This is a genomic window from Natrialba sp. INN-245, assembly GCF_009807105.1.
Classification (GTDB): domain Archaea; phylum Halobacteriota; class Halobacteria; order Halobacteriales; family Natrialbaceae; genus Natrarchaeobius; species Natrarchaeobius swarupiae.
Genome location: NZ_WUBV01000026.1, coordinates 72,521 through 99,253 on the forward strand (window position 1 = coordinate 72,521; position 26,733 = coordinate 99,253).

General features: G+C 62.2%; 26 protein-coding genes. 12 read left to right on the forward strand and 14 right to left on the reverse strand.

Annotated features, from left to right (window positions below; all coding sequences use genetic code 11):
* Positions 1 to 124: 124 nt before the first annotated feature.
* Positions 125 to 877 carry a TraB/GumN family protein gene (locus GRS80_RS08830; protein ID WP_343161508.1) on the forward strand — a complete coding sequence of 251 codons (753 nt, stop codon included), beginning with the start codon at positions 125 to 127 and terminating at the stop codon, positions 875 to 877.
* A 70-nt stretch (positions 878 to 947) separates the two neighbouring features.
* Positions 948 to 2,180, forward strand: coding sequence for an iron-containing alcohol dehydrogenase (locus GRS80_RS08835; protein ID WP_160047217.1), 1,233 nt, complete (start codon positions 948 to 950; stop codon positions 2,178 to 2,180).
* A 102-nt stretch (positions 2,181 to 2,282) separates the two neighbouring features.
* Here GRS80_RS08835 and GRS80_RS08840 read toward each other — a convergent pair whose 3' ends face one another.
* Complete coding sequence (locus tag GRS80_RS08840) at positions 2,283 to 3,023, reverse strand: hypothetical protein (protein ID WP_160047218.1); 741 nt, start codon at positions 3,021 to 3,023, stop codon at positions 2,283 to 2,285.
* Positions 3,024 to 3,403: 380 nt separating this feature from the next.
* Here GRS80_RS08840 and GRS80_RS08845 point away from each other — a divergent pair, with 380 nt between their 5' ends.
* The 4 genes from GRS80_RS08845 to GRS80_RS08860 all read left to right on the forward strand — a co-directional run bounded on the left by GRS80_RS08845 (position 3,404) and on the right by GRS80_RS08860 (position 6,625).
* Positions 3,404 to 4,180: an NAD(P)H-hydrate dehydratase gene (locus GRS80_RS08845; RefSeq protein ID WP_160047219.1), complete on the forward strand. Its 777-nt coding sequence runs from the start codon at positions 3,404 to 3,406 to the stop codon at positions 4,178 to 4,180.
* Between the two features lie 98 nt (positions 4,181 to 4,278).
* On the forward strand, positions 4,279 to 4,965 hold the full coding sequence (locus tag GRS80_RS08850; protein WP_160047220.1) for a class I SAM-dependent methyltransferase: 687 nt from the start codon (positions 4,279 to 4,281) through the stop codon (positions 4,963 to 4,965).
* Between the two features lie 83 nt (positions 4,966 to 5,048).
* Positions 5,049 to 6,170 (forward strand): alanine--glyoxylate aminotransferase family protein, encoded by a 1,122-nt coding sequence (locus GRS80_RS08855; protein ID WP_160047221.1) that lies wholly within the window; start codon positions 5,049 to 5,051, stop codon positions 6,168 to 6,170.
* Positions 6,171 to 6,346: 176 nt separating this feature from the next.
* Entirely contained in the window at positions 6,347 to 6,625 is a 279-nt protein-coding gene (locus tag GRS80_RS08860; protein WP_160047222.1) for a hypothetical protein, read from the forward strand.
* Between the two features lie 6 nt (positions 6,626 to 6,631).
* On the opposite strand, the gene GRS80_RS08865 is transcribed toward GRS80_RS08860, so the two are convergent.
* Entirely contained in the window at positions 6,632 to 6,973 is a 342-nt protein-coding gene (locus GRS80_RS08865) for a hypothetical protein (RefSeq protein WP_160047223.1), read from the reverse strand.
* A gap of 345 nt (positions 6,974 to 7,318) precedes the next feature.
* Here GRS80_RS08865 and GRS80_RS08870 point away from each other — a divergent pair, with 345 nt between their 5' ends.
* Both GRS80_RS08870 and GRS80_RS08875 read left to right on the forward strand, forming a co-directional pair.
* On the forward strand, positions 7,319 to 8,518 hold the full coding sequence (locus tag GRS80_RS08870; protein ID WP_160047224.1) for a redox-regulated ATPase YchF: 1,200 nt from the start codon (positions 7,319 to 7,321) through the stop codon (positions 8,516 to 8,518).
* A gap of 291 nt (positions 8,519 to 8,809) precedes the next feature.
* A complete protein-coding gene (locus tag GRS80_RS08875) occupies positions 8,810 to 9,601 on the forward strand; it encodes a hypothetical protein (protein ID WP_235019688.1) in 792 nt (263 codons plus the stop codon).
* A 42-nt stretch (positions 9,602 to 9,643) separates the two neighbouring features.
* Here the strand turns inward: GRS80_RS08875 and GRS80_RS08880 are convergent, their stop codons facing one another.
* Positions 9,644 to 9,865: a hypothetical protein gene (locus GRS80_RS08880; protein ID WP_160047225.1), complete on the reverse strand. Its 222-nt coding sequence runs from the start codon at positions 9,863 to 9,865 to the stop codon at positions 9,644 to 9,646.
* 130 nt (positions 9,866 to 9,995) lie between these two features.
* Positions 9,996 to 11,852: a carbon starvation CstA family protein gene (locus GRS80_RS08885; protein WP_160047226.1), complete on the reverse strand. Its 1,857-nt coding sequence runs from the start codon at positions 11,850 to 11,852 to the stop codon at positions 9,996 to 9,998.
* 404 nt (positions 11,853 to 12,256) lie between these two features.
* Here GRS80_RS08885 and GRS80_RS08890 point away from each other — a divergent pair, with 404 nt between their 5' ends.
* On the forward strand, positions 12,257 to 13,495 hold the full coding sequence (locus tag GRS80_RS08890; RefSeq protein ID WP_160047227.1) for a class I adenylate-forming enzyme family protein: 1,239 nt from the start codon (positions 12,257 to 12,259) through the stop codon (positions 13,493 to 13,495).
* Here GRS80_RS08890 and GRS80_RS08895 read toward each other — a convergent pair.
* Both GRS80_RS08895 and GRS80_RS08900 read right to left on the reverse strand, forming a co-directional pair.
* A complete protein-coding gene (locus GRS80_RS08895; RefSeq protein WP_160047228.1) occupies positions 13,477 to 14,463 on the reverse strand; it encodes an ArsA family ATPase in 987 nt (328 codons plus the stop codon). The genes GRS80_RS08890 and GRS80_RS08895 overlap by 19 nt on opposite strands.
* Positions 14,463 to 14,798: a hypothetical protein gene (locus tag GRS80_RS08900; protein WP_149082012.1), complete on the reverse strand. Its 336-nt coding sequence runs from the start codon at positions 14,796 to 14,798 to the stop codon at positions 14,463 to 14,465. The genes GRS80_RS08895 and GRS80_RS08900 overlap by 1 nt, the downstream gene beginning before the upstream one ends.
* A gap of 89 nt (positions 14,799 to 14,887) precedes the next feature.
* Here GRS80_RS08900 and GRS80_RS08905 point away from each other — a divergent pair, with 89 nt between their 5' ends.
* Positions 14,888 to 16,144 (forward strand): GTP-binding protein, encoded by a 1,257-nt coding sequence (locus GRS80_RS08905; RefSeq protein WP_160047229.1) that lies wholly within the window; start codon positions 14,888 to 14,890, stop codon positions 16,142 to 16,144.
* 6 nt (positions 16,145 to 16,150) lie between these two features.
* On the opposite strand, the gene GRS80_RS08910 is transcribed toward GRS80_RS08905, so the two are convergent.
* The gene (locus tag GRS80_RS08910) at positions 16,151 to 16,558 is read right to left on the reverse strand and encodes an SRPBCC family protein (protein WP_160047230.1); all 408 of its coding nucleotides are present in this window, start codon (positions 16,556 to 16,558) and stop codon (positions 16,151 to 16,153) included.
* A 95-nt stretch (positions 16,559 to 16,653) separates the two neighbouring features.
* Between GRS80_RS08910 and GRS80_RS08915 the strand changes: the two genes are divergently transcribed.
* Both GRS80_RS08915 and GRS80_RS08920 read left to right on the forward strand, forming a co-directional pair.
* A complete protein-coding gene (locus GRS80_RS08915; protein WP_149082009.1) occupies positions 16,654 to 16,872 on the forward strand; it encodes a hypothetical protein in 219 nt (72 codons plus the stop codon).
* A gap of 85 nt (positions 16,873 to 16,957) precedes the next feature.
* Entirely contained in the window at positions 16,958 to 18,607 is a 1,650-nt protein-coding gene (locus tag GRS80_RS08920; RefSeq protein ID WP_160047231.1) for a fused MFS/spermidine synthase, read from the forward strand.
* A 653-nt stretch (positions 18,608 to 19,260) separates the two neighbouring features.
* Here GRS80_RS08920 and GRS80_RS08925 read toward each other — a convergent pair.
* From GRS80_RS08925 to GRS80_RS08955, 7 genes are all read right to left on the reverse strand, one after another.
* The gene (locus tag GRS80_RS08925) at positions 19,261 to 19,491 is read right to left on the reverse strand and encodes a hypothetical protein (protein ID WP_160047232.1); all 231 of its coding nucleotides are present in this window, start codon (positions 19,489 to 19,491) and stop codon (positions 19,261 to 19,263) included.
* Between the two features lie 31 nt (positions 19,492 to 19,522).
* Positions 19,523 to 20,617: an ABC transporter ATP-binding protein gene (locus tag GRS80_RS08930; RefSeq protein WP_160047233.1), complete on the reverse strand. Its 1,095-nt coding sequence runs from the start codon at positions 20,615 to 20,617 to the stop codon at positions 19,523 to 19,525.
* Positions 20,614 to 21,687 carry an ABC transporter ATP-binding protein gene (locus GRS80_RS08935; protein ID WP_235019690.1) on the reverse strand — a complete coding sequence of 358 codons (1,074 nt, stop codon included), beginning with the start codon at positions 21,685 to 21,687 and terminating at the stop codon, positions 20,614 to 20,616. The genes GRS80_RS08930 and GRS80_RS08935 overlap by 4 nt, the downstream gene beginning before the upstream one ends.
* Before the next feature lie 8 nt (positions 21,688 to 21,695).
* Complete coding sequence (locus GRS80_RS08940; RefSeq protein WP_235019691.1) at positions 21,696 to 22,799, reverse strand: ABC transporter permease; 1,104 nt, start codon at positions 22,797 to 22,799, stop codon at positions 21,696 to 21,698.
* Positions 22,780 to 23,796, reverse strand: a complete 1,017-nt coding sequence (locus GRS80_RS08945; protein WP_160047235.1) for an ABC transporter permease — start codon at positions 23,794 to 23,796, stop codon at positions 22,780 to 22,782. Before GRS80_RS08945 ends, GRS80_RS08940 begins: the two co-directional genes overlap by 20 nt.
* Positions 23,797 to 23,811: 15 nt before the next feature.
* A complete protein-coding gene (locus GRS80_RS08950; protein ID WP_160047236.1) occupies positions 23,812 to 25,605 on the reverse strand; it encodes an ABC transporter substrate-binding protein in 1,794 nt (597 codons plus the stop codon).
* 105 nt (positions 25,606 to 25,710) lie between these two features.
* On the reverse strand, positions 25,711 to 26,643 hold the full coding sequence (locus GRS80_RS08955) for a hypothetical protein (RefSeq protein WP_160047237.1): 933 nt from the start codon (positions 26,641 to 26,643) through the stop codon (positions 25,711 to 25,713).
* Positions 26,644 to 26,733: the final 90 nt, after the last annotated feature.

A 26,733-nucleotide genomic window follows, 5' to 3' on the forward strand; every position in this document is an offset into this window, starting at 1 on the left:
CATCGGTACACCGGCATACCGATCCGTACCTGGGGTAGTTGTACCGCTTTCGGACGTCTCGCCGCTATTCCGCTAGTTGAGACACCCCCCGTCTTTCAAGAGCGTCGTAGTGGTACGTCGGTGCGTGTCCGCCAACGGTTCTATCACCCTCGTCCCCAGCGTTCACTACTCTGCGAGTCACTGCCGTCGCGTCCGGCGGGCGATCCGCGAGGCCGATCCGGATCTCGTCGCGGTCGAACTCGACGTTCGTCGGTTCGAGTACTTCGACCGAGACGTCGACCCGTCGTTCGCCGATCTCGCTCGAGCGGTAACGCCGATCCCCGCGGCAATCTACACCGCGGTTCGGGCGATTCAGCGGACGATCGGCCGGCTCTACGGGCTCGACCTCGAGACGACCGACATGGCGGTCGCGATCGACACTGCCGCCAAACTCGACACCGACGTCGCGCTCGTCGACGATCCGATCGAGAAGACGATCTCGGGGATCGCTTCCCGGGTCGGGCCGGCGACGATCCCGAGAGTGTTGATCCGGGCTGCTCGCCCCGATCCGGGCCGGCGAGCCGATTCGGTTGCCCCTCTCTCACCCCCGCTCGCGGAGATCGAACACGGCGACGACGTCCAGCCGGCGATCGACCTCCTACGCCGTGTCGTCCCCGAACTCGCCGAAGTGGTGATCGACCGTCGGGACCGGGCGATGGCCGAACGGCTCCACGCGCTCCGACTTGAGGGCTACGACGTCGTCGCCGTCGTCGGCGTCGGCCACCACAACGGCATCCGCCGAACGCTCGCGTCGCTTGAGGGTGACGAGGGCCTCCGGAGCGTGACCGTCCCGATCCGGTCACCGACCGGCTCCTCGAGGCGGATCCCGATAGACTGATCCCTCGACGGCTACTTGTCGTACACTTACGAACAAACGCTTTTCCACACGCTCACCGTGGGTAGAGAGCATGTCCGAACCAGCGCCGACGCACGGAACGCGAACCGTCGTCTCGCCCGGAAAAACGCTCTTCGGTATCGACGCGAGCGAACGGGTCGGCGAGTACGCCGATCGCTACGGAACGAAGGCCCTCCTCCTCGCCTCACAAGAAATTTACGACATCCACGGCGACCGGATCGTCGAGGCGCTCGAATCCAGCGGCGTCGAGACGGTCCTGTACACCGACGTTCGGCCAGACCCGACAGTCGAGAACGTCCGGGAGGCCTTTCAGCTCTGGCGGGAGCAAGACTGTGACGTTATCGTCACACTCGGCGGTGGTTCGTCGATCGACGCCGGCAAATCGGTTGGAATCCTGGCGACCAACGAGGGCGACATCCGAAGCTTCGGTGTCGACGAGGCCGGATACGACGGTGTCCCGAATCCGACGCCACCGATCATCGTCGTCAATACCACCGCAGGGACCGGAAGCGAGACGACGCGGACGGCCGTCCTGACGGACGAGTCTACCGCAACGAAGTTCATCATCGTCTCGGAGAACATCGTTCCGACAGTCGCCATCGAAGATCCCGAACTGACTCGTTCGCTTCCCAAGAGCCACACCGCCTTCACGGGTATCGACGCCTTTACCCACGCCATCGAGGCGTTCACGTCCGTCAAGAGCTACGGAGTCACCGACGAGTACGCCCGTAACGCCATGGTCCGGATCGTCGATGCGCTCCCGGTGGTCTGGTCCAACGGTGACAACATCGAGGCCCGAACGGAGATGATGATCGGACAGTTCCAGGCCGGCAAAGCCTTCGGTAACTCGTCGGTCGCGCTCGTTCACGGCATGGCCCGCCCGCTAGGGGCACAACTTCACGTCCCACACGGTCTCGCGAACGGTCTCATCCTCCCCTACGTCGTCGAGTTCAACCAGATGGCTGCACCCGAGAAGTACGCCGACGTAGCCCGTATCCTCGGTGTCGCCGACGAAAACGAGTCCGCTCGCGTGGCCGCTCGCAAGGCCAGCGACGGCATCGAACAACTCTGCGAGGACATCTCCCTCACCGACTACCTCGAGGACTTCGGCGAGGTCCTCTCCCGCGAGGAGTACCTCGAGGTTGTCCCCCAGATGACCCAGGACGCGTTCGATTCGGGATCTCCGGCCAACAATCCACGCAAACCCACTCGCCAGGAGCTCGAAAACCTCTTCGTGACGGTCTACGACGACGCGCTCGCACCCGACAGTTCGCGCCGGTCCTGACTTGCGACCCGTTACGTCTTCACCGGAGCGTCAGCGGTATTCCGATACGGGAAAGCCCAATGGAACGACGGAACGTGACGTACGAAAACCCTGTTGAACGTATCAGTAGTCACCCGAACTGACGCTACCGTCATCGTCCCAAGAACACGGTCCAAACGACGTGTTTCGAGCAACAGGATCGATAAACACGCCGTGATCGTCGAGCAGGACTGGATAGTCGTCGCCGGTCTCGTACGCCCAGTCCAACTCCCAAGCGATTTCCCACGTATCCTGTTCGGAGAGGTCGTCCCCGTCGAACTCTGCATGATACTCGCCATACGGGAATTCCACGTCGTCGTTGAGAGTGACGTGTTCGTCTACGTCGAATTTGACCGTCTCCTCGAGCAGTACATCGCTCGTGTCCTCGTGTTCGATACGAATGTGTACTGTGACGTCAGTATCCATCCTGTTTTCTAGTATCACATTTTCGCCAAATACCGGCAGCGTCTCCGTGAGGTAGATCGGGCTTTGATTCTCCATATCTGGTTGTTCAACAAGGTAGTAACTATCCTCATGGAGGAGATACGCTTCGTTGATATCGATCACGTCTGGGAGATATGGACCCTTCTCGGATTCGGTCTCATCGTTCTCGAGAGCTGCCAGTGCCTCTGCTTCGGCGGGGGAAGGAAGGTCGGAGACCCGAACGATGCGGTGTGGACATCGATCGTACTCCACTGCATCGTCGTCACTCTCGTTACTGGCTCCCGTCTGTGAGTCATCGGTTTCACCATCACTGTCGCCGAGACAGCCTGCCACTAGGACAGTTGATGCAGCCATTCCCGCGAGAAATCTTCGTCGCTGCATACCTGTGTATCAGGAGTTACCGACAAAAATACCCCTTTGACGAAAATGTTCATTTTAGTAATAGAGAGACACGAATTTCGAACAGTTAGTCTACCAACCTTTTGCTCTGCGTGCGGTCGCAGAGCGACCGCTCTCGGCGAAACGTTGATGAAAAGCACTCCTCTCTCCCCTTCGGGTCGGTCGTCGGCCCGCTCGCTCACGTCGTTCGCTCGCGGTGAGTGCACACTTCTTCGCCTCTATTGAGCGAGCGTGGGTTTCGTGTCCATTACTAAATAAAGAAGCCGTGCTACTAACTACTGATAAGAGCCAGGCGGCGCAGCTGTCGGTAAGCCGGAGTACGCGTGGCCAACGCCTACCCGAGTGCGGTTCCGACGAACCGTATGGCTCGACTCCAGCGAACGCTCTCGAACGTCGCGGAGGAATCCGGCCGGGAGAACGGTCGGATCGGCGTCATCGGGGGGAGCACCGCGTACCCAAATCAGCCCGCGCTCGTCGGACGCGCGGCGTTTCGAACCGGCTCCGATCACGTTCGGGCGCTCGTGGCCGATCCGATCTACGAGATCGTCGCCGGACAGTCGCCGAATCTGCTGGTAGATCGGTACGCCGGCGAGACGTTCGACGAACGCGCTGTCGCCCGCACCCACGAGATGAGCGAGTGGGCCGACGCCCTCGTGATCGGGCCGGGTCTCGTCGACGCCGACCCCGACGCGATCCGCTCGGTCGTCGACACCGTGGGCGTCCCGACCGTCGTCGACGCTCTCGCGATCGAACCCAGTCTCGAGGCCGACCTCTCGAATGCGGTTCTCACCCCCAGCGGAGCCGAAGACGACCCCATCTGCGATGCCTACGGATCGCTCGAGGCGTTCTCGAGGGAGACGGACGCGGTCGTCACGCTGACCGGCGACGTCGACGAGATCGTCGCTGGCGGCGATCGGATCCAGAACGAAACGGGAACGTCGGCGCTGTCGGTCGCCGGGACGGGTGATACGCTCGTGGGTATCGTCGCGTCGTTGCTCGGACAGGGGATGGATCGACCCGACGCGGCGGAGCTGGGTGCCTGGATTCTCGGCAAGACCGGCGAGCTGGCGACCGCGGAGTTCGGTCCGGGCGTCGTCGCGACGGACGTGATCGAGCGCATTCCGGATACGATCAGGTGAGTCGCTACTCTCCCTTCGCTCTGGCTCACGCCGACCACGATCGAAGCGGTCGCTCGAGTGCGCAAACGATTACCCGTCTGTCCGTTGTATCCCTACGTATGTCCGAATCGACCGCCGAGCACGCGGGCGGGTGTGACCACGAGATTTCCCACCCCGTCTTCGCGGCGCTCTACGACCTGCTGCCCGAACCAGCACAGCTCCGGTCTCACCGGGAGTACCTGGTTCAGGATCTCTCCGGTCGCACCCTCGATCTCGGCTGTGGCAACGGCGAGTTGTTTCCCTACGCCGTCGACGCCAGCACGGGTGACCTCGAGTACCACGCTATCGAGCCCGATCCCCACATGCGCACGCGAGCCGAGAACAACGCACGGGAAACCGGCCTGCCGGTCGACCTCAGGGACGCTCGCGCCGAGTCGCTTCCGTACCCCGACGACGCCTTCGACGTCGTCGTCGCCGGCGTCGTCTTCTGTACGATCCAGGACCCCGACGCCGCCCTCGAGGAGGTTGCGCGGGTACTGAAACCCGGCGGCGAGTTTCGCTTCCTCGAGCACGTCCGTGCCGACGACTGGCGGGCGAGCGGCCAGGACCTGCTGACACCGCTGTGGCGACGAGCCGCGGGAGGCTGTCACCTGAACCGGGACACGATCGACCGGTTCGTCTCCCACGACGCGTTCGGGCTCGAGGAGATCGAACGCACCGGCGTCGGAGTCTTTCCCGCGTCGCCGGTCGTCCGGGGCAGGTTGCGGCGAAACCGGGACGGCCTCTTCGGCATCGGAACCGAGTAGGATGGACGGTCGGTGGATACCGACCGGCTCCAGCAACTGTACCGTATTCGGGATTTATCCCTCCGGGGGTCTCGAGTTCCTGTATGACCGACGATCGATTACGGATGACGCCCGGTCCAACCGAGGTGCCCGAGGAAGTGCGAAGCCGGATGGCGGAACCGACGCCGAACCCCGACGTCGAGCCCGAATTCTTCGAGTGGTACCGAGGACTGCTGGACAAACTCGAGTCGATTTTCCGCGCGGATCCGAGCGCTCCCGGTGAGGACGGCGAGTCGCAGATGGATATGGTCGTCCTCGGCGGCGAAGGAATCCTCGGCCTCGAGGCTGCCGTCGCCTCGCTGGTCGACGACGGCGACCGCGTGCTTTGTCTCTCGAACGGCCTCTACGGCGACGGCTTCGCCGATTTCGTCGAGAGCTACGGGGGAGAGGCCGTCACGTGCGGCGTTTCAGATCGGGGGACGCTCGATGCCGACGTCGTCGCCGAAGCGATCGAAGACGCACGGGCCGACGGCGACGACTTCGACGTCGCGACGATGGTCCACTGCGAGACGCCGACCGGGACGTTGAACGACCTCGAGCCGATCCTCGACGTCCTCGACGAACACGGGATCCGCTCGGTCGTCGACGCCGTCTCCTCGCTCGGTGGAACACCGGTTCCGACCGACCGGATCGACGTCTGCATCGGCGGCAGTCAGAAGTGTTTCAGCTCGCCGCCAGGACTCACTATCTGTTCGGTAAGTGATCGTATCTGGGATCGGATCGAGTCCGCCGAGAACCCGACGCTCTACGCGAACCTCGAGCCCTGGCGGACCGCCGTCGACGACGAGTGGTTCCCGTACACCCACCTCGCGTCGAACCTCTCCGGGCTCGACGCCGCCGCCGATCTGTTGCTCGAGGAGGGAATGGATTCCGTCTTCGATCGCCACGAGTCGGTCGCCACGTACTGTCACGAGCGGGCCGCCGAACTCGGCCTCGAGACCTACCCTGCCGACGAAGGCGACTGTTCGCCGACGGTAACGGCACTTGACGTCGACGGTCGTGCCAGCGAGCTCCAACGACGGATGCTCGAGGACCACGAGATCGTGCTGGCAACAGGACTCGGCGACCACGAGGACGAGATACTTCGAATCGGCCACATGGGGCACAACGCACGTCGTGACCGGGTCGAGCGAACGATGGACGCACTTGCCGACGTCCTCCAGTGAGACGACCGATTGACCGTCAGTGCCGGCACACTCGCGACCGGGCGGCGGTCGCACTGGAACAGCGGGACAGCAATCCGTACGAGGATACACGAACGGGTCGGACGAACGGATACGTCCCCAGCCTGGCCGGAAGCTGCAGGTAGAACGGTTTCCCCTCTCGTCCGACTACCGTCTCTATGTCCGAGCCCGACCGAGAACCGACCGAGACACCCACGACCGACAGGGAGGAGGCCGAACGCGAGGGGAAGTGGATGGGGCGAAACTGGCTCGGAATCGCTGCCGTCTCGATATTTGGACTGGTGCTGATCGTAATCGCGCTGATGCAGGCAACCGGCCTGATGGACGTCTTCGCACCGGTCGCGGAAACCGAAATCCAGCAGTGGGCTATCTTCGGTGTTCTCGTTCTGATCTGGCTCGGAGCCGCCGGCTGGAGCTGGAACGCGATTACGGGATGACGACGGTCACCGACAGTACGACCAGTCTCGAGACGCACCCGACCCGTCGGATCGGTCGCTCGCACGAATCGTCGCCTCGTCTGGAAGACAGGGCTCGCTACAGTAGTGGCGTTCGACAGTCGTCTCCCTGCTCGTAACGACCCAGCTGAGCCGATACTCCTGCGGTTCAATCACGACGTCGCACGTCGAACACCGGACTCGTTCCGACAACGATCGCTCTCCCTCGAGACGGGCGACGTGTGACCGTTCGATCGGAATGTCGAGTTCAGGACGCACGTCGTCGGTGGTGACGTCGTGGACTCTCCGTACTCGAGTCGTTGCTATCGTATCGGCGTTCGAATCGCCCATAGCGCAACGTCAACGAATTATTATAAATAGGTCGGGACGACTGTCATCAACTGATGAACGTCTGCTCAAATGATAATTTATAGTGTATATGTGTGGATGTGGTAGCTTTACTACAGCACGTCCGGCGCGGTCGGTCTCGAATCGGGGTTGTGACGCCCTCCGAGAGCCACCGGTGTACGACCCACTCGGGCGTGATACCGATTGGTGTAAGATGTCCCGGCGAACCCGCCCCACGGGTCACGGGTGTGTCGGCACTGACGGGCAGCCGCCCGTATGCCACGCTCTCCCGTAGCAATCCTGAATCGGAAGGAAACCCGTTTAGTCGGGCCGCACGAGGGACAGATAATGAGTACGGATTACCGGATCGGACTCGTCGGCAAACCCTCCGTCGGCAAGTCCTCCTTTTTCAACGCGGCGACGATGAACGACGTCCCCGAAGGGGCCTATCCATTTACCACGATCGACCCCAGCGTCGGTGAAGCCTACGTACGCGTCGAGTGTGCGGCACCCGAGTTCGACGAAGAGTGTACGCCGTCGGTCGGCTACTGCGATCACGGCACCCGATTCGTCCCCACAAAACTCGTCGACGTCGCCGGGCTGATCCCCGGCGCACACGAGGGCAACGGCCTCGGCAACCAGTTTCTGACCGACCTGAACGAGACCGACGTCCTCGTCCACGTCGTCGACTTCTCCGGGGAGACGGACCTCGAGGGCGAACCGACCGAGGGTCACGATCCGCGCGAGGACATCGCGTTCTTAGAGGAGGAACTCGACCAGTGGTATCTGGACGTCTTAGAGAAGGGGATCGGTCGCTACGAGTCGGGATATACGACCGAGGACGACGCCATCGAGGAGGAACTCGCCGAACAGATGAGCGCGTTCAAGACGAACGAAGACGAGATCAAGCGCCTGATTCGCCGGATCGACGTCGGTTTCGATCCCGACGAGTGGGAGGAGACGGACAAACTCGAGTTGGCCCGCGAGATCCGCACGGAGACCAAACCGATGGTGATCGCGGCGAACAAGATGGACACCCCCGAGGCCCAGGCGAACTACGCGGAGATCACGTCCGACCCCGAGTACGAGCACCTGACGATCGTCCCGTGCAGCGCCCACGCCGAGAAGGCCCTCAAGTCGGCTGACAAGGCCAGCGTCGTCGACTACCGGCCCGGCGACGCCGACTTCGAGATCACGGGCGATATTTCGGGCGAACAGGAACAGGGTCTCGAACAGATTCGAGAGTTTCTCTCCGAGTACGGCGCGACCGGGGTCCAGGCGGCCCTCGAGACGGCGCTGTTCGACGTGCTGGGCGTGACACCGGTGTTTCCCGGCGGCGCGAATGGGCTCGGGAACGAACGCGGCGAAGTGCTTCCTGACTGTTATCTGATCCCGCCGGGGTCGACGGCCGAGGACTTCGCGTACAGCCTCCACTCGGACATCGGTGACGGCTTCCTCCACGCCATCGACTGTCGGTCGAACCGCCAGCTCGGCAAGGAGTACGAAGTCGAGGCACGTGACGTCCTCGAGGTCATTACGACCAACTGAGACGGATTGCTGTCCCGATGTGCCGGCGAACCCGCAGACGGGTCACGGGTTCGGCGGTACCGACGTATAGTAAACCGTATGCGAGGGAGTATCGTCGCCACCCGACGGTTTCGGCCTCGTCTGTCGTGGCTGTCTCTCGATCCGTCACAGGAAACCGATGACCCCCGACGATAATCCCCCTGAGACGATCCGCCGTACAGACCGCGCTCGATCGCAGTCCGAACCACCGTGTGATTGTGGCGCACGGTTTAAGTGTACCTGCCCGAAACCTTCGACCCGACGAGATCGAATATGACGGGCCGACCAGCGAACGAGACGAACGGCGAACCGGACGGGGAGGGGCCCGAACGCGACGCTCGAGTGCACGGACCCGACGACGCGGAGTCTACCGTCGACGGGGACGAACCGGATGACGAGGGAGATACTCCGGCTGCCGACGGGATCGGATCGGATGTTGATGGGGCTGATTCGGTCGATGGAGACGCCGAGCAGGACGAAGAACCCAGCCTCCGGGCGGCCGAGGGCGTTCCCGACTGGGAGGACGAGTACGTCGACCGGGTCGCCGACCGACTGTTCGTCAACTACGACCTCGAGAAAGAGAGAGTCGTCGAGACCGAACGGTTCGACCTCTACGGCGAGTTGCGCATCGAGAGTTCGAAACACTTCCTCCACCCGTCGGTGACGTACGCGAACCACGAGGCGTACGAACACCTCTTCGTGACCCGCGAGTCGCGGGTGAGCGAGGATCGACTGGAGTCGCTGGTCGACCTCGGCCACGACCTCGCCGACGAGTGGATCGAGGCGAACGAGGACCACTTCAGTACGACGTTTACGTTCGTCGTCGTCGCTCCGGAGATACCCGACGAGGTCGAGACGTTCGTCGAGGAATTCTCGGAGCGGACGCTGTTGAAGTTCGGCTACAACGGCGAGTACAAGATTCGACTCGTCGTCACCGCCCCGGAACACGAGGTGTTCGTCTCGAGTCCCGGTGCTGAGATCGAACCGGCGTTCGTCCACTGGGAGACGCCCGAAGAGACCGCTGGCGGACCGCTCCGGCGGCTCGCCGGCCGGCTCGGGTTGTAACCGTCCGTTCGAACGCCGATCCCCTCCGTGGTTCGACTGCGTTTACTTCCCGTAGGTAAGCCGCCGAGCGAACGCGTCGAGGTAGGATTTGACCCGACCCAGCAAGACGACGTGCGGGCTGGCGCGGCGGAGTTCGTCCTCCTCGAGTTCGATTCGGTCTCCCTCGAGGGGGTCTCGGCTTCGGTGTCCGTCTTCGGTCGCCATATCGACCACGGTACTCATGCTACAGCGGCCGCAGGCTTCCTTCTCGGACGAATCGGTCATACGTCGACCGACGAGTTCGAGATACCTAACTCTACCGACTGGTCGGGTTCGGTCGACGGAAAGAGGGCGTGGATGGCGGGAACCGGACGACTGAACTCGCTTTCGAAACTCGGTTGGGACGGTACCGATGCTAGTCGTCGCTTGGCCCCGTTTCGGCACCGACGATCGAGTCGCTATCGAGCCCGTCTCTGGCCTCTTTGATGCTCGAGTACCCCATCTTGAGTAATCCGAGTGTCAACCCGACGAGAACGAGTGCGATGATGCTCTGTAGCCCGAGTGATATCGACTCGATGGTTCCGGTCTCTCCGGAGAGGATCGTCGACGGGTTCCTGAGGAGTCCGATCCACAGGAGACCGACGAGCGTGACGCCGATCATGAACAGGAGCGGCACGCCGGTGCTGATCAACTGTTTCGTGTCGCTCCAGTTGGCGAGCCAGATCGTCGCGACGAGCAACGCGAGCGCGGCGAGGGTCTGGTTCGCACCGCCGAACAGCGGCCAGATGTTCTCCCAGGTACCGGAGGCGACCAGGAGGTAGCCACCGATCGCGGCGACGCTCGCGTTCACGTAGCGGTTCATGAACGTCTCCTCGATCTGGGTCTCGGGCGTGCCGATGATCTCCTCTAACATGTACCGACCCAGTCGCATCGCCGTGTCGGTACTGGTGAGCAGGAAGCTCACGAACAGGAGGCCGATGAACGTCGTCGCGGTTGCGACTCCGAGGCCGTAGACGGTGAGCAACGCGCCACCACCGGCCGGGAACGTGACGAGCGCTGCAGCGAGGCTGTCACCGGCACCGGCGACGAGCGAGACGGCGAGGATCGCAGTCACCGCGAGCAGTCCCTCCCCGAGCATGCCGCCGTAGCCGATCAGCCGTGCGTCGGTCTCTTTGTCGAGCTGTTTGGCCGTCGTCCCCGAGGAAACCAGCGAGTGGAAGCCGCTGATCGTCCCGCAGGCGATCGTGATGAACAGGAACGGGAACAGCGGGCCGAGCGCCGGATGGACGAATCCGGTGAACGCCGGCAGGTTCGCCGTCAGCGCGTCGACGGTGACCGTCTCGACTCCCGGATCCCAGACGGCATCGATCGTGACCGGGCTGAAGCCGATGACGGTGGCGACGATGACGGCGAGCAACATCCCCCCGACACCGACGTACAGGATCGCGGAGGTCAGGAAGTCCCGCGGCTGGAGCAACACCCAGACCGGCAGGACGCTCGCGGCGAACGCATAGAGGACGACGACGATCGTCCACGCCGCGAAGTTTGCACCCATCGCGCCAGCGAGCGGGAGGAAGCTGAGTGCTCCCTCACCGAAGATCGTGATCGTTCCCGCGGGCATCGTCTCCGTCGCGACGATCGCGAACGGGAACTCGAGGCCGACCCAGACGCCGCCGAAGACGGCGAGGGTGAACGCGATCGCCCCCGGAATGAACGGGAGTCCGAACTGGTAGAGATAGACTCCGAAGAGAACGGCAAGCGCGAGGTAGACGATACTGGCGGTCGCCGCCGCCGGGAACGCGTTGAACACTGCCGCAATCAGGAACGCGAACGCCGCGATCACGAGGATGATCGTCAGGAACGCAAACCACAGTAACATGTTCTTGCCGCGTTTCCCGACGTACTGGCCGATGATGTATCCGATCGATTTCCCCTCGTGGCGAACGCTCGAGGAAAGCGACATGAAGTCGTGCACCGCGCCGAAAATCGGGTTGCCGATCCCAACCCAGAGAAGTGCTGGAAGCCAGCCGAACGCGGCTGCGGCCGTGATCGGCCCAGCGATCGGTGCTCCTCCCGCGATACTCGAGTAGTGGTGCCCGAGCAAGACCGGTTTCTTGGATGGCACGTACTCCTGGCCATCCTGATACTTGTGTGCCGGTGTCGTTCGCTCGTCGTCGAGCTCGACGAACTGCGCGAGATATCTCGAGTAGCCGAGATATCCAACTGTGAACGTTATCAGTACGAACGCGACCATCCAAACTACCTGTACCATGGTTTCATACCCCAGGATACACCATGCATAAATACAACTTAAATCTCCCCCAAACAACCACCATGTTTTAGTATAATAAATTATATTTATCACAGATGATCGAAGTGAATCAACTGGGAGAGAGGTCAAAGGAGTTGTTTTGTAGTGCACGTGGGAATAAATATCACTCAGGTCTGGAATAACTGCTATGAACCCGTTCGCGGCAATTCACTCAGATAGTGGGGTGTGACTCCCTCCAACCGGATTCTAATCGATCGCTATTTCCTTCGTCGGGAATCCCGGTTGCGTCGGTCGCGTTTCACTCGAAGACTATACTCGGTGGGAGTCAATGTCTGTCCCTCTAACATGACATATTTTTCATGGAACTTATTATATACGTGTCTTCTCTATGAATATTAGAACGTATGACGAACGTGGTGGATTCGATGCGCCAGACCGTCGAACAGCGACCCCTCTCGACAGCTCTCGTAGACGGTAACGACGAGCTGACGTATCGAGAACTCTGGATTCGGGCCAGCGAGTTCGCCGGGGGGCTTCGAAAGTACGACGTCAGAGCCGGCGATACGGTACCGATCTGTCTCCCGAACAGCACCGCGTTCGTCGTTGCACTACTCGGAACGCTCCGAAACGGGAGCGTCGCTGTGCCGATCAATCCCCGGTTCGAAACCGAGGAGAAGTCAGCAATCACACGGCAGGTCGGCGCAAACGTCGTCGTCGCGACGGACGATCAGGTGACGGGTATTCTCTCGAACGTCGACACGCTCAACGCGCTGGTGCGGGTCGGCGACGGTGCGAATCTGGGAGTCGACTTCGATGCGTTTACCGACACCGACGGGCTCTACGACTTCTGGGAAGTCATCGAGCGAGCGGACGAGGACCCCGCATTGCTCTCGTATACAGGTACGGAAACACCAAGAAAGACGGGTGTGGTTCTCTCACACGAGGCGCTTCGGTCGAACGCCGAAGCCGTCGCAGAGATCGTTCCAGGTGGCCTCGGTCCGGAAGACGAACAACTCAGCGTGCTCCCAGCGACTCACCTCTTCAACATAACCCCCGTTCTCAACGCGACGCTCCTCACAGGTGGTCGGTACAACCTGATCGCGAATCCGTCGGCCGAAGCCACGGTCGATCGGCTCGACGCACACGACATCACCGTCTTTCACCTCTCTCCGTCGATGTACGCCAGGTTGGCCGCGGACGAACTGCTCGAGGCCGTCGACCTCTCGTCGCTGCGGGTCGCCGGTTCGGTAGGTGGTCCGTTTCCTCCCAGTGCTCGAGAGATGCTGTCGGATGCCGGCTGTGAGAAGCGGTACTACTTCTACGGCAGAACCGAGACGGGGCCGGTCGCGCTGGTGAACGTCGACGGCAGCAATCGGTCGCTCGGTCGCCCAGTACCCGGTGGCCAGGCCCGTATCGTCAACCCGGCGTTCGAAGAGTGTCCGGTCGTCGAGGGCGACGAGACCGTTTCGTCCGAGGCCTGTGGTGAACTCGTCGTCGCCGGCCCGAACGTCGCCGACGGCTACTACGACAACGACACCCTCGAGGACGAACGGTTCACGCTCCGGGGTGGCGACAACTGGTATCACACCGGGTTGACCGCGTACAAAGACGTCGACGACTACGTCTACCGCGTCGAGGACTGATCGCGCCCCTCGGTCCGAATCACATCGAGTTCGTCCGCGACGTCGGCGAGCAACGGCCCCTTGACCTCCTCGACGCGGGCCTCGATTTCCGCCACTATCGGCGGCTCGAGGCGATCGTGGGCCGCTTCGATCCGATCTCGTTCTTTCGAACACCGTTCGCGAAGGTACGACGCGCCGCGTCCCTCCTCGTGAGACTCGGGTTCCGGTGTCACTCTGTTGATGACAATTCCGCCGACGTCGAGATCGTACTCATCGAGTGCGTCGACCGCGCGTTCGGTCTCGCGAAGCGAGAGGTCGTCCGGGTTCATCACCAGATAGAACGAGGCGTCCGTCCGAAGCGTCTCGTGGGCGAACTCGAACCGATCTCGTCGTTCCTCGAGTCTGGCGAGGATAGGATCGCCCTCGCGCATTCGCCTGGGCTCGCGCTTCCCGATCGCTGCTCGCTCGTAGAGTTCGACGCTTTGCATCCGCTTGGCCCGCAGTTGTTCGACCCAGTCCCGGAGGAGTTCCGGGAGCGAGAGCAATCGAAGCGTTCCGCCGGTCGGCGAGGTGTCGAACACGACTCGATCGTACTCCTCGACGTTGGCCATCACGTCGATGAACCGATCGAACAGGGCGGCTTCGTAGGCCCCCGGCGTCTGGTGGGCCATCTCGAGTTGGACGTCGACCTCGTTGATCATCGACGCGCTCAGCTGGCTGTTGAGTTTCCGTTTGATCCCCTGGAGGTGGTCGGCGATCTCGCGTTCGGGATCGATCTCCATCGCCCAGAGGTTTTCGTAGCTCTCGACGCGCTGTGGATCGTCGCCGAAGGACTGCTCGAACACGTCGCCCGTGCTGTGGGCCGGATCGGTCGAGACGAGCAGGGTCCGATCGCCCGCCCGCGCACTGTCGAGTCCGAACGCACTCGAGACCGTCGTCTTTCCGACGCCACCTTTCCCGCCGAAGAAGACGAATCGTGTTCCACCCATCAGAAGTGAAGCTGCTTTCCTTTTCGCTCGAGGAGACTCCCGCGATCCCACATCCGCCGTTGCCACTGTTCGTACTCGTCCTCGAGATACGGCAGTAACTCGGCCGTATAGTAGGAAACCGGGCTCGGAATGCCGAACGCGTCGGGAAAGCACGCGACCATGAACGCGTCCTCGATGTCCTCGGCCTCGAGTTCGATGATTTCGTACGCCGGATGTGAGAACAGCCCGTGGTACAGCCCACGCGCCCAGAGACCGGGTAGCGTGTCCTCGAACCGATCGCGCAACCATCCTTCGAGTGCGTTTTTGTATGCGACGATACGACGAACCAGACTCATGCCAGGACGTTTCGAACGTCGGGCCAAAAGCATATCGCCCGAGCCAGCGACCAGTTCTATTATACGAGTTGGGCGTTAATTCGACAGCTATGGCTTCGGGTCGAATACCGGTGGCGGTCGTCAGCGGGAACCTGGGTGCCGGGAAAACGACGTTACTCAACCATCTGCTCGAGCGCACCGATCGGCGCATCGCCGTCCTCGTCAACGACATGGGCGACGTCAACGTCGACGCGGCGTTGCTCGAGGACGAAACCGATCTCGCACGAGATGGCATCGCCGAGTTGAGCAACGGCTGTATCTGCTGTGAGCTTCAGGACGATCTCGAGACCGAAGTTCGTCGGTTGGCTCGGGGCTACGACTTCGACCAGTTGGTCGTCGAATCCTCCGGGATCAGTGAACCCGCGCCGGTCGCACGGCTGTTCACGACCGGGTCGGCCGCTGCCGAGCGCTACGAGGTCGACTCGCTCGTCACAGTCGTCGACGCCAGTCTGCTCCTCGACGCCGTCGAGGGCCGATCGCTCGAGCGGGAGACACCACCGGACGCCGAGGATCGGCCGCTCTCTGACCTGCTCGTCGAACAACTCGAGTTCAGCAACTTCGTCCTGTTGAACAAGGCGGATCTCCTCGACGCGGACGATCTCGATCGGCTCGAGACGATCGTGGAAGCGCTCCAGCCCGACACGGAGATCCACCGAACGACGTTCAGCGAGATCGATCCCAGCCGGCTTCTCGGTCGGGAACTGTTCGATCCGGACGAACTCGGTGATCTCCCCGGCTGGCAACGCGCGCTCGAGCACGCTCGAGAACACGGACATCTCGACGACCACGGTGATCACGGCCACGACGACCACGACGAACACGGCCATAGCGATCACGGCCACGACGACCACGAACACGATCACCGAACCCCTGACCAGATTTACGACGTCACGTCGATCACGGTCCGGCGAACCGAGCCGTTTCATCCGACCCGATTCGCCTCGTTTCTCGAGGACCTGCCCGAGTCGGTCGTCAGAGCGAAAGGGCAGTGCTGGATCGCGGGTCGCGACGATCTGCTGATTCAGCTCAGTCAGGCCGGACGGTCGGTCGTACTCGAGGCGCGAGGGAACTGGATCGCGACGCGACCGGCCGCCCAGCAGCGTCTCTACCGCCGAAATCACCCAGACGAGCCCTGGGACGACGAGCACGGCGACCGCCGGACCGAACTCGTCTTCATCGGCCAGTTCGACGAAGCCGCGCTTCGTGACTCCCTCCGGGATTGCGTCTGCGCTCCCGACGCCGTCGACGGCGAGGCGCTCGAGAACCCGTTCCCGAGTGAGGTCGGCGGGAGGGTCGTCCTGCGCTAACTCGGGTTACTCGAGGTCTCGAGTCACGGCCTCGAGCATTCGGGAGAGTTCGCGACGCCGCTTCCATGCAGCAATCCGGTCACCGAAGGGGATCGGTGCGGCGAGTTCGACCGAGGAGTGGATCGTTACCCGTGTTCCCTCGTTTTCCCTGTCGAACTCGATCCGGGTCTCCATCCGGGCGAACGGGCCGTCCTCGCTCGCCTGCGTGTAGACGATTTCGTCGTCGCGATTCTCGAACCGGAGTGGGAACTCGAGGCCAGGTCCCGACGCGACGACGATCGTTTCTTCCTCGCGCTCGTCGACGCTCGAGGGTGTGAACGACCCTTCGGCTTCGACCACGGTCGCAGGATCGAGGTGTCGGCGAAGCACGCCCGGCGTTTCCTGTATGAATCCGGAAACCGATACGTCTCGCATACCACACTCGTTTACACCGCTGCCGGATAACGTTCGGTGATCGATCTCGCGCAACGACGAAAACGACTAAGTACGCGACGGACGCCTCTACTGACATGAGCGACGACGAGCGGGAGGGGTTTCGCGACGGACTCGAGTCCTCGGAGGGCGATCCACGAGTGGCAGCGCTGTTCAACGTCGCCCTTTCCGTCCTGTTCGGATGGACGGTCGTCTGGGGGCTCTCGTTTATGGGTGCGACCGAGTTAACGCTCGTCAACGTCGCGTTCGTCGCGCTGGTCATCTTCGCGATCACGCAGTTCGTAATCAAACCGTAAGCAGTCGACGGACGAGCGTCTTCCTGACGGTGGAGTCGGTGTGTCGAAACAACAGGTACACAACCGACCGCGGTTTTGTTGTGGTATGGACCGACGGGCGCTCGCGTCGTACCGGCCCACCAAACCCGAGGTCGCGGTGTTCGTCTCGGGGGTCACCAGCATGGGCCTCGAGATTCTCGCCGTTCGAATCGTCGCGCCTCAGTTCGGAAGTCACATCTACACGGTCGGCGGGATCCTGACCGTCTTTCTGATCGCGTTGAGCCTCGGCTACTGGCAGGGCGGGAAACGGGCGTCACTGGCGACGAACGGGCAGATGAGTTGGATCATGCTCGCGACTGCAGTCTACGTCGGGATCGTGATCTACGCCGGCGATCTGTTGCTCGCGTATACGTCGACGCTCCCGCTCCCGCCTCGGTACGCCTCGCTGCCGGCGGTTATCGCGTTGTTCGGCCCGCCGACGTACTTGCTCGGATTTATCAGTCCGTACGCCGCCGAACTCTCGCAGAAACAGGGGGTCGGCGAGGCGTCGGGCCACGTTTACGCGCTCGGGACGATCGGGAGTATCGTCGGCTCGGCGGCGACGACGTTCGTGCTCATTCCCGCGATGACGATCGAGACGATCGGTCTGCTGTTCGGGTTCGTTCTCGTCGCGACGGCCGTCGGACTCACGCTTCCAGGGCTCCCCCGCAAGCCGACGGTGGCGAGCGTCGCGATCGCAGTATTGCTCGTTGTCGCAGCCGGTGTGAGTCCGGTCGCACTCGACCACCGTGGTGACGTCGTCTACGAGGAACACACCGCACACCAGCACCTCGAGATCGTCGACAACGGTGACGAGCGGACGATGTATCTCGACGGCTCGCGACACAGCGCCACGGATCTCTCCGATCCGGATCGCCACGTCTTCACGTATACGCGGTACTTTCACCTCTCGATGCTCGCGGTCGAGGACCACCAGGACGTCGAGCGGGTGTTGTTCGTCGGTGGCGGCGGTTTCACCGGCCCCCAGGACTTCGAACAGCGATACGACGCGACGGTCGATGTCGTCGAGATCGATCCGGCGGTGACCGACGCCGCAGAGGAGTACTTTGGACTCGAGGAGAGCGACGACCTGAACGTCTACGCCCAGGACGGACGGCAGTTCCTCGAGAACACCGACGAGACGTACGACGTGATCGTCCTCGACGCCTACAAACAGGACCAGGTGCCGTTTCACCTCACCACGGTCGAGTTCATGGAACTGGCCTCGGATCGACTGAGCGACGACGGCGTTCTCTATGCCAACGTCATCTCCGCGCCCAGTGGCTCCGGATCGGAGTTCTACCGAGCCCAGCATCGAACGATGGTGACGGTCTTTCCCGACGTCTACAGCTTCCGAACGTCGCCATCGAGTGCGATTCAGAACATTCAGGTCGTGGCGACGAATGCCGACAGCGACCTCGGCCAGGACGAGTTCGCACAGCGAAACGCGGACCGAGCGCTCGGCGTCGATCTCGAGGACGCGGTCGACAACCAGATGGCCGAGCCGGATACGGCCGACGCGCCGGTGCTCCGGGACGACCGCGGCGGCGTCGACGAGTTGCTCGATCCGATGCTCGGCCAACGGTACGTCATCGAGGAGACCGACGAGAGCGAACCGGACGAGGTGCCCGAGCCGGACGTCGGCTCCGAGGAACCGATCGGAACGAACGCTGGAACCCAACCGGCGCTCGAGACGACCGCATCTCCAGGCCGATGATCCGGTCGTGCCGATCGATCACTGGTAGCCGTTCTCGTACCGGTTACGGTAGTTCGTGAGCGTGATCCGTGCTCGCCGATGGGAGGTGAAACCGAATCCGACCGCCGGACACCGGATTTCGGGTCACTCCCATCCGAACGTCTCCGACGACGGATCTCGCCCGCCGTCGGCTCAGCGTTACATCGTGGGCAGGTCCACCCCACCGGACGTCTGCAACGTCGTCTCGACTCGTTCGTGTGACGGTCCGAGTGTAGCCACACTCAGCGGTTACGTCCTCGACTTCATCGATCGGACACTATTTGTTAACGATGTTTTTCCACACCTATTCGAGAGTAAACACGTATTAAAAGGAGTGAGAGGCGTGTGAAATACAAATACACATATGCTTCATACCCGTAACATTTCTGTGGTGTGACTGGGAGTTTTGTGGTAAGTAAAGTCCCTATTTGCGTGCGATACACTCTTCGAAAGCGGAGAAATAACTCCCAGGTCCGCTGTGGCACTGATTGAAACCCGGACGTGAAAAACGGGTTAACAGGTGTAGTCATAAGAAGTGAAGGATATTGGACCACGTGTATTCTCCAGCATACATATGGTATCTGTTATAGGCGTATACTCGACAGCTATCTCTCGACCTCGAGTGGTCACTCCCCTCAGCGTGCTCCGACGCGGTAGAACGCGACTCCGTGAGGTTCGACGGTCGCGTGAATCTCGTCGGTCGTAGTCCACTCGTCGTCGCTCCAGACGTCCGAGACGCGGTACTGGTCGGACTCGAGGGCGAGATCGATTTTCGAACGACTGATAGCTTCGTTCGGGGGATCGACCGGACAAACTCGACCAGTAGATCCGACGTCGGAACGGATCCGAACGCTGGTGTCTGTCACGTTGGCGATCCGTCCTCGCGGCAGATCGCCGTCAGTCCGTCGACGGTGCTGACGGCGACGTGTCGTCGAGTTCCTCGTCTGCAAGCGGCGAACTCGACCAGTACTCGTGCTCGTCGAGTTCGCGAAAGCAGGCGACTTCGTGATCGGATCCGACGTCGTACGCGCCGGGATCCTCACGCAGACAGGCGTCTCGTGCCTCCGGACACCGGGTGTGGAACCGACAGCCCGACGGCGGGTTCTTCGGATCGGGGATGTCGATCTTTCGAACCGGCGGATCGCCGGAGTCGACCCCTGCCCGAAGGTCGGGCGTCGCCCACCGGAGAACCTTCGTGTAGGGATGTTTGGGGTTGGTGATGATCTCTTCGGCCGGCCCGATCTCGACGAGTCGGCCGAGATACATCACGCCGATCCGTCCGTCGCCGTGGGAGGCGAAGTAGCGCGCGTTCGAGAGGTCGTGCGAGACGGCGATAAAGGAGGTATCGAACTGGGCTTGCAGATCGAGCATCAGGTCCATCATCTCGACGCGAAGCGAGACGTCGAGTGCGCTGATCGCCTCGTCGGCGAGGATGAGGTCGGGATCCATCAGCAGCGCTCGCACGAGCGCGACGCGTTGTTTCTCCCCACCGGAGAGCTGGTGGGGATACCGCCCCGCGTAGTCGCCAGGCGGCGTCATCCCCACCCGCTCGAGCATCGAGAGCACCTCCCGGCGGCGGTCGCCCGCGCTCATCTGGTCCTGCCACCGTTTCAGCGGTGCCTCGAGGATCTTCATCACTCGGCGGTTGGGGTTGAGCGAACTGCCGGGATCCTGGTGGATGATCTGGAGCGATCGGCGAATCTCGTCGTGGGGGATGTCGACGTCGCCACGATTGTCTTTCGCGTCCCAGATGTCCTGACCGCGGTAGGAGACGCTCCCGCCGGTCGGCCGCTGGAGCCCGATCGCCGTCTTGCCGAGCGTCGTCTTCCCACAGCCGGACTCGCCGACCAGCGCGACGACGTCGTTTTCCTCGATCTCGAGCGAGACGCCGTCGACGGCCTGGACGACCTCCGGAGCGCCGAAGTCGAGTATGCCCTGGCTCTCCTCGAAGTGGACTTCCACGTCCTCGAGGGAGACGAGGTGGTCGCTCATCGCTGGTCACCTCCGGTGGTCGCCTCGACGGCGTCGACGGTGAACGGGATCTCCTCGGCAGCGTGTTCCCAGTGGTGGCAGGCGACGCCGTGGCTCTCGGAGACGCCGTGGTACTCCGGATCGGCGGCGACGCAGGTGTCGTCGGCGAGCGGACACCGTGGATGGTACGAACAGCCGGCTGGCACGTCGACCGGATCCGGTGCGGAGCCGTCGATCGGTCGCATCTCCGAAAGCGGCGCATCGAGGTTCGGCGTGGCGTTCAGCAACGCTCGCGTGTAGGGGTGTGCGGCGTTCCCGAGGATCTCCTCGGTCGGGCCGATCTCGACCAGTTGGAAGGCGTACATGACGGCCATCCGGTCTGCGAGTTCGGCCACCAGCGGCAGGTCGTGCGTGATGAACACGAGCGTCAGGTCGTACTTCTCTTTGAGCCCCTCGAGCAACGAGAGGATCGATCGCTGCATCAGGAGGTCGAGGGCCGCGGTCGGCTCGTCCATGACGAGGACGTCCGGCTCGAGGACGACCGAGAGCGCGATGAGCGCCCGCTGTTTCATCCCCCCGGAGAGTTCGTGTGGGTAGGCCTCGAGTACCCGTTCGGGCTCGAGGTAGAGATCCGCGAGGAGTTCACGGGCCCGATCCATGCCGGCCTCGACGTCGTAGTTGTGGGCGTCGAGGGTCTCGGTGAAGTGACCGCCGACGTTCATCGTCGGGTTGAACGAACTCATCGCGCCCTGGAACACCATCGAGATATCCTCCCAGCGGAGCTTCTTGAGTTCGCGGTCGTCGAGTTCGAGGACGTCGACGGACTCTCTCCCGTCGGGGTGGTAGGTGATCGATCCCGAGAGGATTCCGGGATCGACGACGGCATCGAGCATGGCGGAGGCGAGCATCGATTTGCCGCTGCCGCTTTCGCCGACGATTCCGAGGATCTCGTTTCGGTCGACGTCGAGGTCGACGCTCTCGAGGACCCGGGAGACGCCGCGGTCCATCTCGAAGACGACCTCCGCGTCCCGAATCTCGACGATCGGGTCGGCGGTCTGGTACAGGTCTCGGTCGGTCGTGGATTCGTGCATACTCATCGTCACACCCCCGTCATTGGGTCGGGTTCGTCGGTCTCATTGGTCTTCGATTTCCCTTCGTTTCTCGTCCGCACGCGGGGGTTAAATAGCCTGTCGGTTCCCTGTGCGAACAGCATCAGCCCGAACGAGAGGACGACGATCGGAAGCATCGGGACGATCAGCATGTACGTCGCCTCCGGGTTCAACAGCGCACTCGCGTTGGCGTACGCGAGGTGCATCATCACGCCCCAGTTCTCGACGCCTCGGAACGAGAGAAAGCCGAGGAAGTAGAGCGCGACGCTGTCGTAGATGACGCGTCGGGAGGCGTAGACGAAGTTGACGAGGACGTACGGCATGAGATTCGGCAGGATGTCCTTCTGGATGATCGTCGGCGTACCGATGCCCATCGTGCGGGAGGCTTCGACGTAGGAGTTTTCGCGCAACGAGAGCACCTGCGAGTGGATCGTCCGGGCGATGCCGGCCCAGACGTTGATCGTGATGATGATGCCGATCAGCCACGGCGACTGCGGTTCGATGAGGACGACGAGGACGATCACCAGCGGGAGGCCGGGGATGGTCATCGCGACGTCGCTCGCGGTCATGAGAACGGTTTCGGTCGTGCCGCCTTTGTAGCCCGCGAGGGTGCCGACGATCACGGCAACGACGATGGCGAAGACGGCGCCGGCGAGGATCATCTGGATCATCGTCGGCGTCGCGTGAACGACGCCCGAGATGAGATCTCGGCCGTTCATGTCCGTGCCGAGGGGATGGCTCATGTCCTCGAGAGGCTGGAGCCGAGGGGAGCCCTGGTTGGCGATCGGTGGATCGACGAGGACGATGCGCTCGAGGACGAACCAGGTCGACGAGGAGATCCAGGCGACCAGCCCCATGAGGAGAAAGCCGACGATGATGAGGAGACCGACCTTGGTTCGCCAGTCGCTCCAGGCGATTCGGAACGGTTCGGCGATGGACTCGGCGAACCACTCCTGGTACCGCTGCGTTCGGGTAACCTCCGTTATCTCCGCCTGCGAGAACATCTGTCCGCCGTCCGTGCGAGAGCCGTCTACTGACGACGACTCCCCGTCGGTAGCCTTCACTGCGTCGTCGTCAGTAGGCTTCACTGTCATCACCCGATTTGATCCGCGGATCCAGTTTCCCGTACGTGGCGTCACCGATCCAGAGTGCGATGACGACGCCGAACGTGATCACGAGAAACGTCCCCATCATCAGCGGCATATCCCGGTAGATGATCCCCTGTTCCATCTCGAAGCCGATGCCCCGGTACTGGAAGAGGATCTCGAGGATGATCGAGCCGCCGAACATGAAGCCGATGGAGATGAGGAGGCTGGTATAGAGCGGAAGGACGGCGTTTCGGCCGACGTAGCGAAGCGCGATCCGTCGGTCGGGGAGTCCGCGGAGTCTGGCGACTCTGACGTAATCTTCGCCGAGAACCTGGATGCTGTTGCCGCGCATGGTGAGTGCGAGCAGGCCGTAGCCGGTGACGATAAACGACAGTGCGGGTAACATGGCATGGTGGAACGCACCGCCGATGAACTCGATGGTAAAGCCGGGATCGACGCCGGAGGGATAGCGTCCTCGAACGGGAAACAGCGGCGTCCGGTAGCCGAGAAAGGCGATGAAGACGACGGCGGCGACGTAGTAGGGGATGGAGCTGAGGAGGATTCCGACGCCCGTATTCGCGAGGTCGAACGTCGATCCCTCCTTGTAGGCCATGATCGCGCCGAGCGAGAGCGCGATGGCGAACATGCCGAGCGTCGAAAGCGACATGAGAAACAGGGTCCAGGGAAGGGTATCGGCGATAATGGCGTTCACTTCCTGCCCACCGTACCGGATCGAGTTTCCGAAGTCGCCTTGCACGAGCGCGGACATGTACTGGTAGTACGCCTCGTGGATCGGCGCGTCGGGGTCGACGTTGAGTTGGGAGGCGACCATCTCCCGGAGTTGCTCGCGCGGAATGTTCGATCCCTGTGCTTGCTGTTGTAGCCGTGAGGCCATGATATCGGCCGCGCCACCGGGCATCAGTCGAATGAGCCCGAACGAGAGGGTTGCAACTGCCCAGAGGGTGAATATCGCCTGGCCGGTCCGTTTGATAAACCAGTTCATAGAAGCGTGTCGAAGTTAGTCGTTGGCTGCAGTCGTCGCCTTTAGTTCGTCCTGTTTGGCTAGCCAGTACAGCGGCCAGAACGCCTGGAAATGTTGGGACTCTTCCTGGGCGGGGAACTGCCACCCGTCGCGGCTCAGGAACGACTGCTCGAACTTCTCGTCGATGAGCAACATCGGGAGATCCTCGTTGAACAGCCGGGCGAGCCGTCCGACACTCTCGTGTAGCTCCGCGTCGTCGTTTGTGTTTGCGATCGCGGACAGTTCTTCACGCGGATTGACACTGATTTCGCCACCGTCCCCGTCGGGAACCGTGATCGCCTCGTCTTCGGGGAAGCTAAAGAAGTTCGGCGAGCCGTGATCCCGATTCTCGAGCTTCCAGGTGAACGAGAAGTAGGGATGGTTCATCGAGGCGTTTCCGCCCTCGGTATGTCCGTACGCGGCGACGGAGAAATTACCTGACGAGAGGTTCTCCTGCCAGACACCTTGATCCTGGGAGTTGAGTTCTGCGGCGAAGCCGGCCTGGGAGAGCTGGTCGACGATCGTACTGGTCGGTGTCACCCAGTCGCTCCAGCCGGCGGGAACGATGATATCGACCTCGAGTTCGGATCCGTCGCGTTCCCAGATGTCGTCGTCGTTTCGCTCGAATCCAGCCTCCTGGAGGAGTTCCTCGGTTCGGGAGACGTCTTGATCGTAGCTCTTGTACTCGTCAGTGTCGAGCCACTCATGGGTCGCCGGAACCGTGAGTCCCCCTTGGACGGGGAACTCCATCTTGGAGTCCGCACCGACCGACAGAATCGCCGTCTCCGAGTCGATGGCGTAGGCAAACGCCTGCCGGACCTCGCGTTCGCCGAAGTGTTCGTGATCGTAGTTGAACACCATTCCTAGCCCGAAACCACCGGGAACCTGGACCTGCTCGAGCGTATCGGGGAACTGCTGGAGGGCACCGGGCCCGGCGAAGAGGCTGTGGACGCCGTCGAGTTCGCCGGTCGCAAACGACTGGTGGAACGCTTCGTTGCCCGAGCGGTACCCCACCTGGTAGCCGTTCCAGTTGACGTTGTCGGCGACCGGGCTGTCCTCTCTGACGTCGAACGTCGCCTGTTGTTCGCCCAGTTCCGTGAGGTCGACGAATCCCGAGGGGGTTGGCTCCTCGACTTCGTGACCGAACAGGTCGTCCGTGACGTCCTCGCCGTCCAGGTAGGCTTCGTGAAGGTCTCCCCAGTCGGCCGGCGGATGGTCGAGATCGCGGTCGAGGACGACGTGCTCGATGATATCCTGGTTCGTCCCCTCCGGGTACGTAATTTCGATCGTGTAGTCGTCGACGACCTCGACCTCGTCGACGAAGTCGTACAACGAGTCGTCCATCGCCTCGCCGAGCTCGAGTTGCATCATGAAGTCGTCGGCGGTGATGTCGTCACCGTTGCCCCACGTGAACTCGTCGCTGATGTGAAGTGTCATCGTGGTATCGGTGACCTCCCAGTCCGCTACCGCGTGTGGGTAGTACTCTCCCTGGTCGATGATGTAGTTTGCCCACTCCGCGTAGAGGGCAAACGAAATGTGGGAGTAGCCGCCCCACTGATGCGGGTTGAACTGGAAGTCGCTGACCTGGTGTTCGCCGTCGGCCGTCTGGAAGTAGACGTCGGCGTGATCCGGAACGTCCTCTCCTGGGTCCGTCGTACCGTCTCCGCCATTTCCACCGTTCCCTCCGCCTCCGGAAGCGTCGTCCGAACAACCTGCGAGCGCTGCTGCACCTGCTGCCCCCGTGACGGCAAGAATCTCTCGTCGAGACACTATCGTGTCATAATCTGCCATACAGTTCACTATGAATATTCGAATCATATAAAGCTTCCTGTTATCACCTCATATTTATCAGGAAGGTCCGCATCGCTCTCTGGCGGTGGGTCGTCCTGCACCTAATTAGCTGTTTTCGCCGAGCCAGTCGGCTGTATCCGCTGCCAGGTTCGCGATGTCGTCGTTCGAATCCGTCGACGCGATCTCTCGGAGCGGTTCGATCGCCGGCCCCGCCTCGGCATACCCGAGTGCACGGATCGCCCGGGCACGAACGAACTCGACGTCGTCGAGCAACGCCAGCAGCGGATCGATCGCGTCCTCGGCTGCGTCCGGATCGTCTTCGGCGACGTGTCGAACCATCTCGACTCCCGCGCCGCGGACGGCCGCATCGTCGTCCGAGAGCATCTCGAGGACGCGATCGAGACGCGATTCGATTTCCTCGGGGGCGACCCGGGCGACTTCGACGAGCACGTTCGCGACGACCTCTCGCGTCGCGTTCGAACGCGTCCGCGCCCGTTTCCACTCGCTCGAACGACCCGCCAGAGTCGAGAGCGTCCGTTGTTTCTCCTCGGGAGAGAGTTCCTCGGACGTCGCGATCGCTCGTGGATCGTCGTCGAACGTCGGGCCATCGAGCAGCAACTCGAATAGGTGGTCGGTGTGTTCGACGAACGCGTCGGGGTGGTCGGCCGTCAGCGACGCGAGCGCACCCGCGGCGCGAAACCGAAATAGCGGCGGTTCCGCCCCGAGAATATCGACGAGCGACGGAACGGCGGGGACGACCGCGTCCGGCCGGTTTCGAGCGAGCGACGTCAGTGCCAGTGCCGCCGTGCTCCGAACGGAGAGAACGTCGTCGTCGAGGAGTTCGACGACGCGGTCGGTGTACTCGAGAACGCGATCGGGCTCTTCGGTCGCGATCACCGAGATCGCCTGTAGCGCAGTCGCTCGCCCGCTTGCGCCCTCGGCCTCGAGTAGTTCCTCGGCGAGTTCGAGGTCGATTGCCGTCGGATCGTCCTGTACCGCGTCCAGGAGTTCTTTCGTCCCTGCGTTCTGTTCGGCCATGGTTCGTCGTTTCTGCGTCGAACTGATAATACTGCCGGACAAACCGGGTCACAGGTTGTCGACCGAACGGGAGGTCGACAATCGTCACTG

Bases quoted from the DNA above. Each gene is read 5' to 3' on its own strand.
- GRS80_RS08835 (WP_160047217.1), top strand. From the start codon at position 948: ATGTCCGAACCAGCGCCGACGCACGGAACGCGAACCGTCGTCTCGCCC.
- GRS80_RS08840 (WP_160047218.1), bottom strand. From the start codon at position 3,023: ATGCAGCGACGAAGATTTCTCGCGGGAATGGCTGCATCAACTGTCCTA.
- GRS80_RS08845 (WP_160047219.1), top strand. From the start codon at position 3,404: ATGGCTCGACTCCAGCGAACGCTCTCGAACGTCGCGGAGGAATCCGGC.
- GRS80_RS08850 (WP_160047220.1), top strand. From the start codon at position 4,279: ATGTCCGAATCGACCGCCGAGCACGCGGGCGGGTGTGACCACGAGATT.
- GRS80_RS08855 (WP_160047221.1), top strand. From the start codon at position 5,049: ATGACCGACGATCGATTACGGATGACGCCCGGTCCAACCGAGGTGCCC.
- GRS80_RS08860 (WP_160047222.1), top strand. From the start codon at position 6,347: ATGTCCGAGCCCGACCGAGAACCGACCGAGACACCCACGACCGACAGG.
- GRS80_RS08865 (WP_160047223.1), bottom strand. From the start codon at position 6,973: ATGGGCGATTCGAACGCCGATACGATAGCAACGACTCGAGTACGGAGA.
- GRS80_RS08870 (WP_160047224.1), top strand. From the start codon at position 7,319: ATGAGTACGGATTACCGGATCGGACTCGTCGGCAAACCCTCCGTCGGC.
- GRS80_RS08875 (WP_235019688.1), top strand. From the start codon at position 8,810: ATGACGGGCCGACCAGCGAACGAGACGAACGGCGAACCGGACGGGGAG.
- GRS80_RS08880 (WP_160047225.1), bottom strand. From the start codon at position 9,865: ATGACCGATTCGTCCGAGAAGGAAGCCTGCGGCCGCTGTAGCATGAGT.
- GRS80_RS08885 (WP_160047226.1), bottom strand. From the start codon at position 11,852: ATGGTACAGGTAGTTTGGATGGTCGCGTTCGTACTGATAACGTTCACA.
- GRS80_RS08890 (WP_160047227.1), top strand. From the start codon at position 12,257: ATGACGAACGTGGTGGATTCGATGCGCCAGACCGTCGAACAGCGACCC.
- GRS80_RS08895 (WP_160047228.1), bottom strand. From the start codon at position 14,463: ATGGGTGGAACACGATTCGTCTTCTTCGGCGGGAAAGGTGGCGTCGGA.
- GRS80_RS08900 (WP_149082012.1), bottom strand. From the start codon at position 14,798: ATGAGTCTGGTTCGTCGTATCGTCGCATACAAAAACGCACTCGAAGGA.
- GRS80_RS08905 (WP_160047229.1), top strand. From the start codon at position 14,888: ATGGCTTCGGGTCGAATACCGGTGGCGGTCGTCAGCGGGAACCTGGGT.
- GRS80_RS08910 (WP_160047230.1), bottom strand. From the start codon at position 16,558: ATGCGAGACGTATCGGTTTCCGGATTCATACAGGAAACGCCGGGCGTG.
- GRS80_RS08915 (WP_149082009.1), top strand. From the start codon at position 16,654: ATGAGCGACGACGAGCGGGAGGGGTTTCGCGACGGACTCGAGTCCTCG.
- GRS80_RS08920 (WP_160047231.1), top strand. From the start codon at position 16,958: ATGGACCGACGGGCGCTCGCGTCGTACCGGCCCACCAAACCCGAGGTC.
- GRS80_RS08930 (WP_160047233.1), bottom strand. From the start codon at position 20,617: ATGAGCGACCACCTCGTCTCCCTCGAGGACGTGGAAGTCCACTTCGAG.
- GRS80_RS08935 (WP_235019690.1), bottom strand. From the start codon at position 21,687: ATGCACGAATCCACGACCGACCGAGACCTGTACCAGACCGCCGACCCG.
- GRS80_RS08940 (WP_235019691.1), bottom strand. From the start codon at position 22,799: ATGACAGTGAAGCCTACTGACGACGACGCAGTGAAGGCTACCGACGGG.
- GRS80_RS08945 (WP_160047235.1), bottom strand. From the start codon at position 23,796: ATGAACTGGTTTATCAAACGGACCGGCCAGGCGATATTCACCCTCTGG.
- GRS80_RS08950 (WP_160047236.1), bottom strand. From the start codon at position 25,605: ATGGCAGATTATGACACGATAGTGTCTCGACGAGAGATTCTTGCCGTC.
- GRS80_RS08955 (WP_160047237.1), bottom strand. From the start codon at position 26,643: ATGGCCGAACAGAACGCAGGGACGAAAGAACTCCTGGACGCGGTACAG.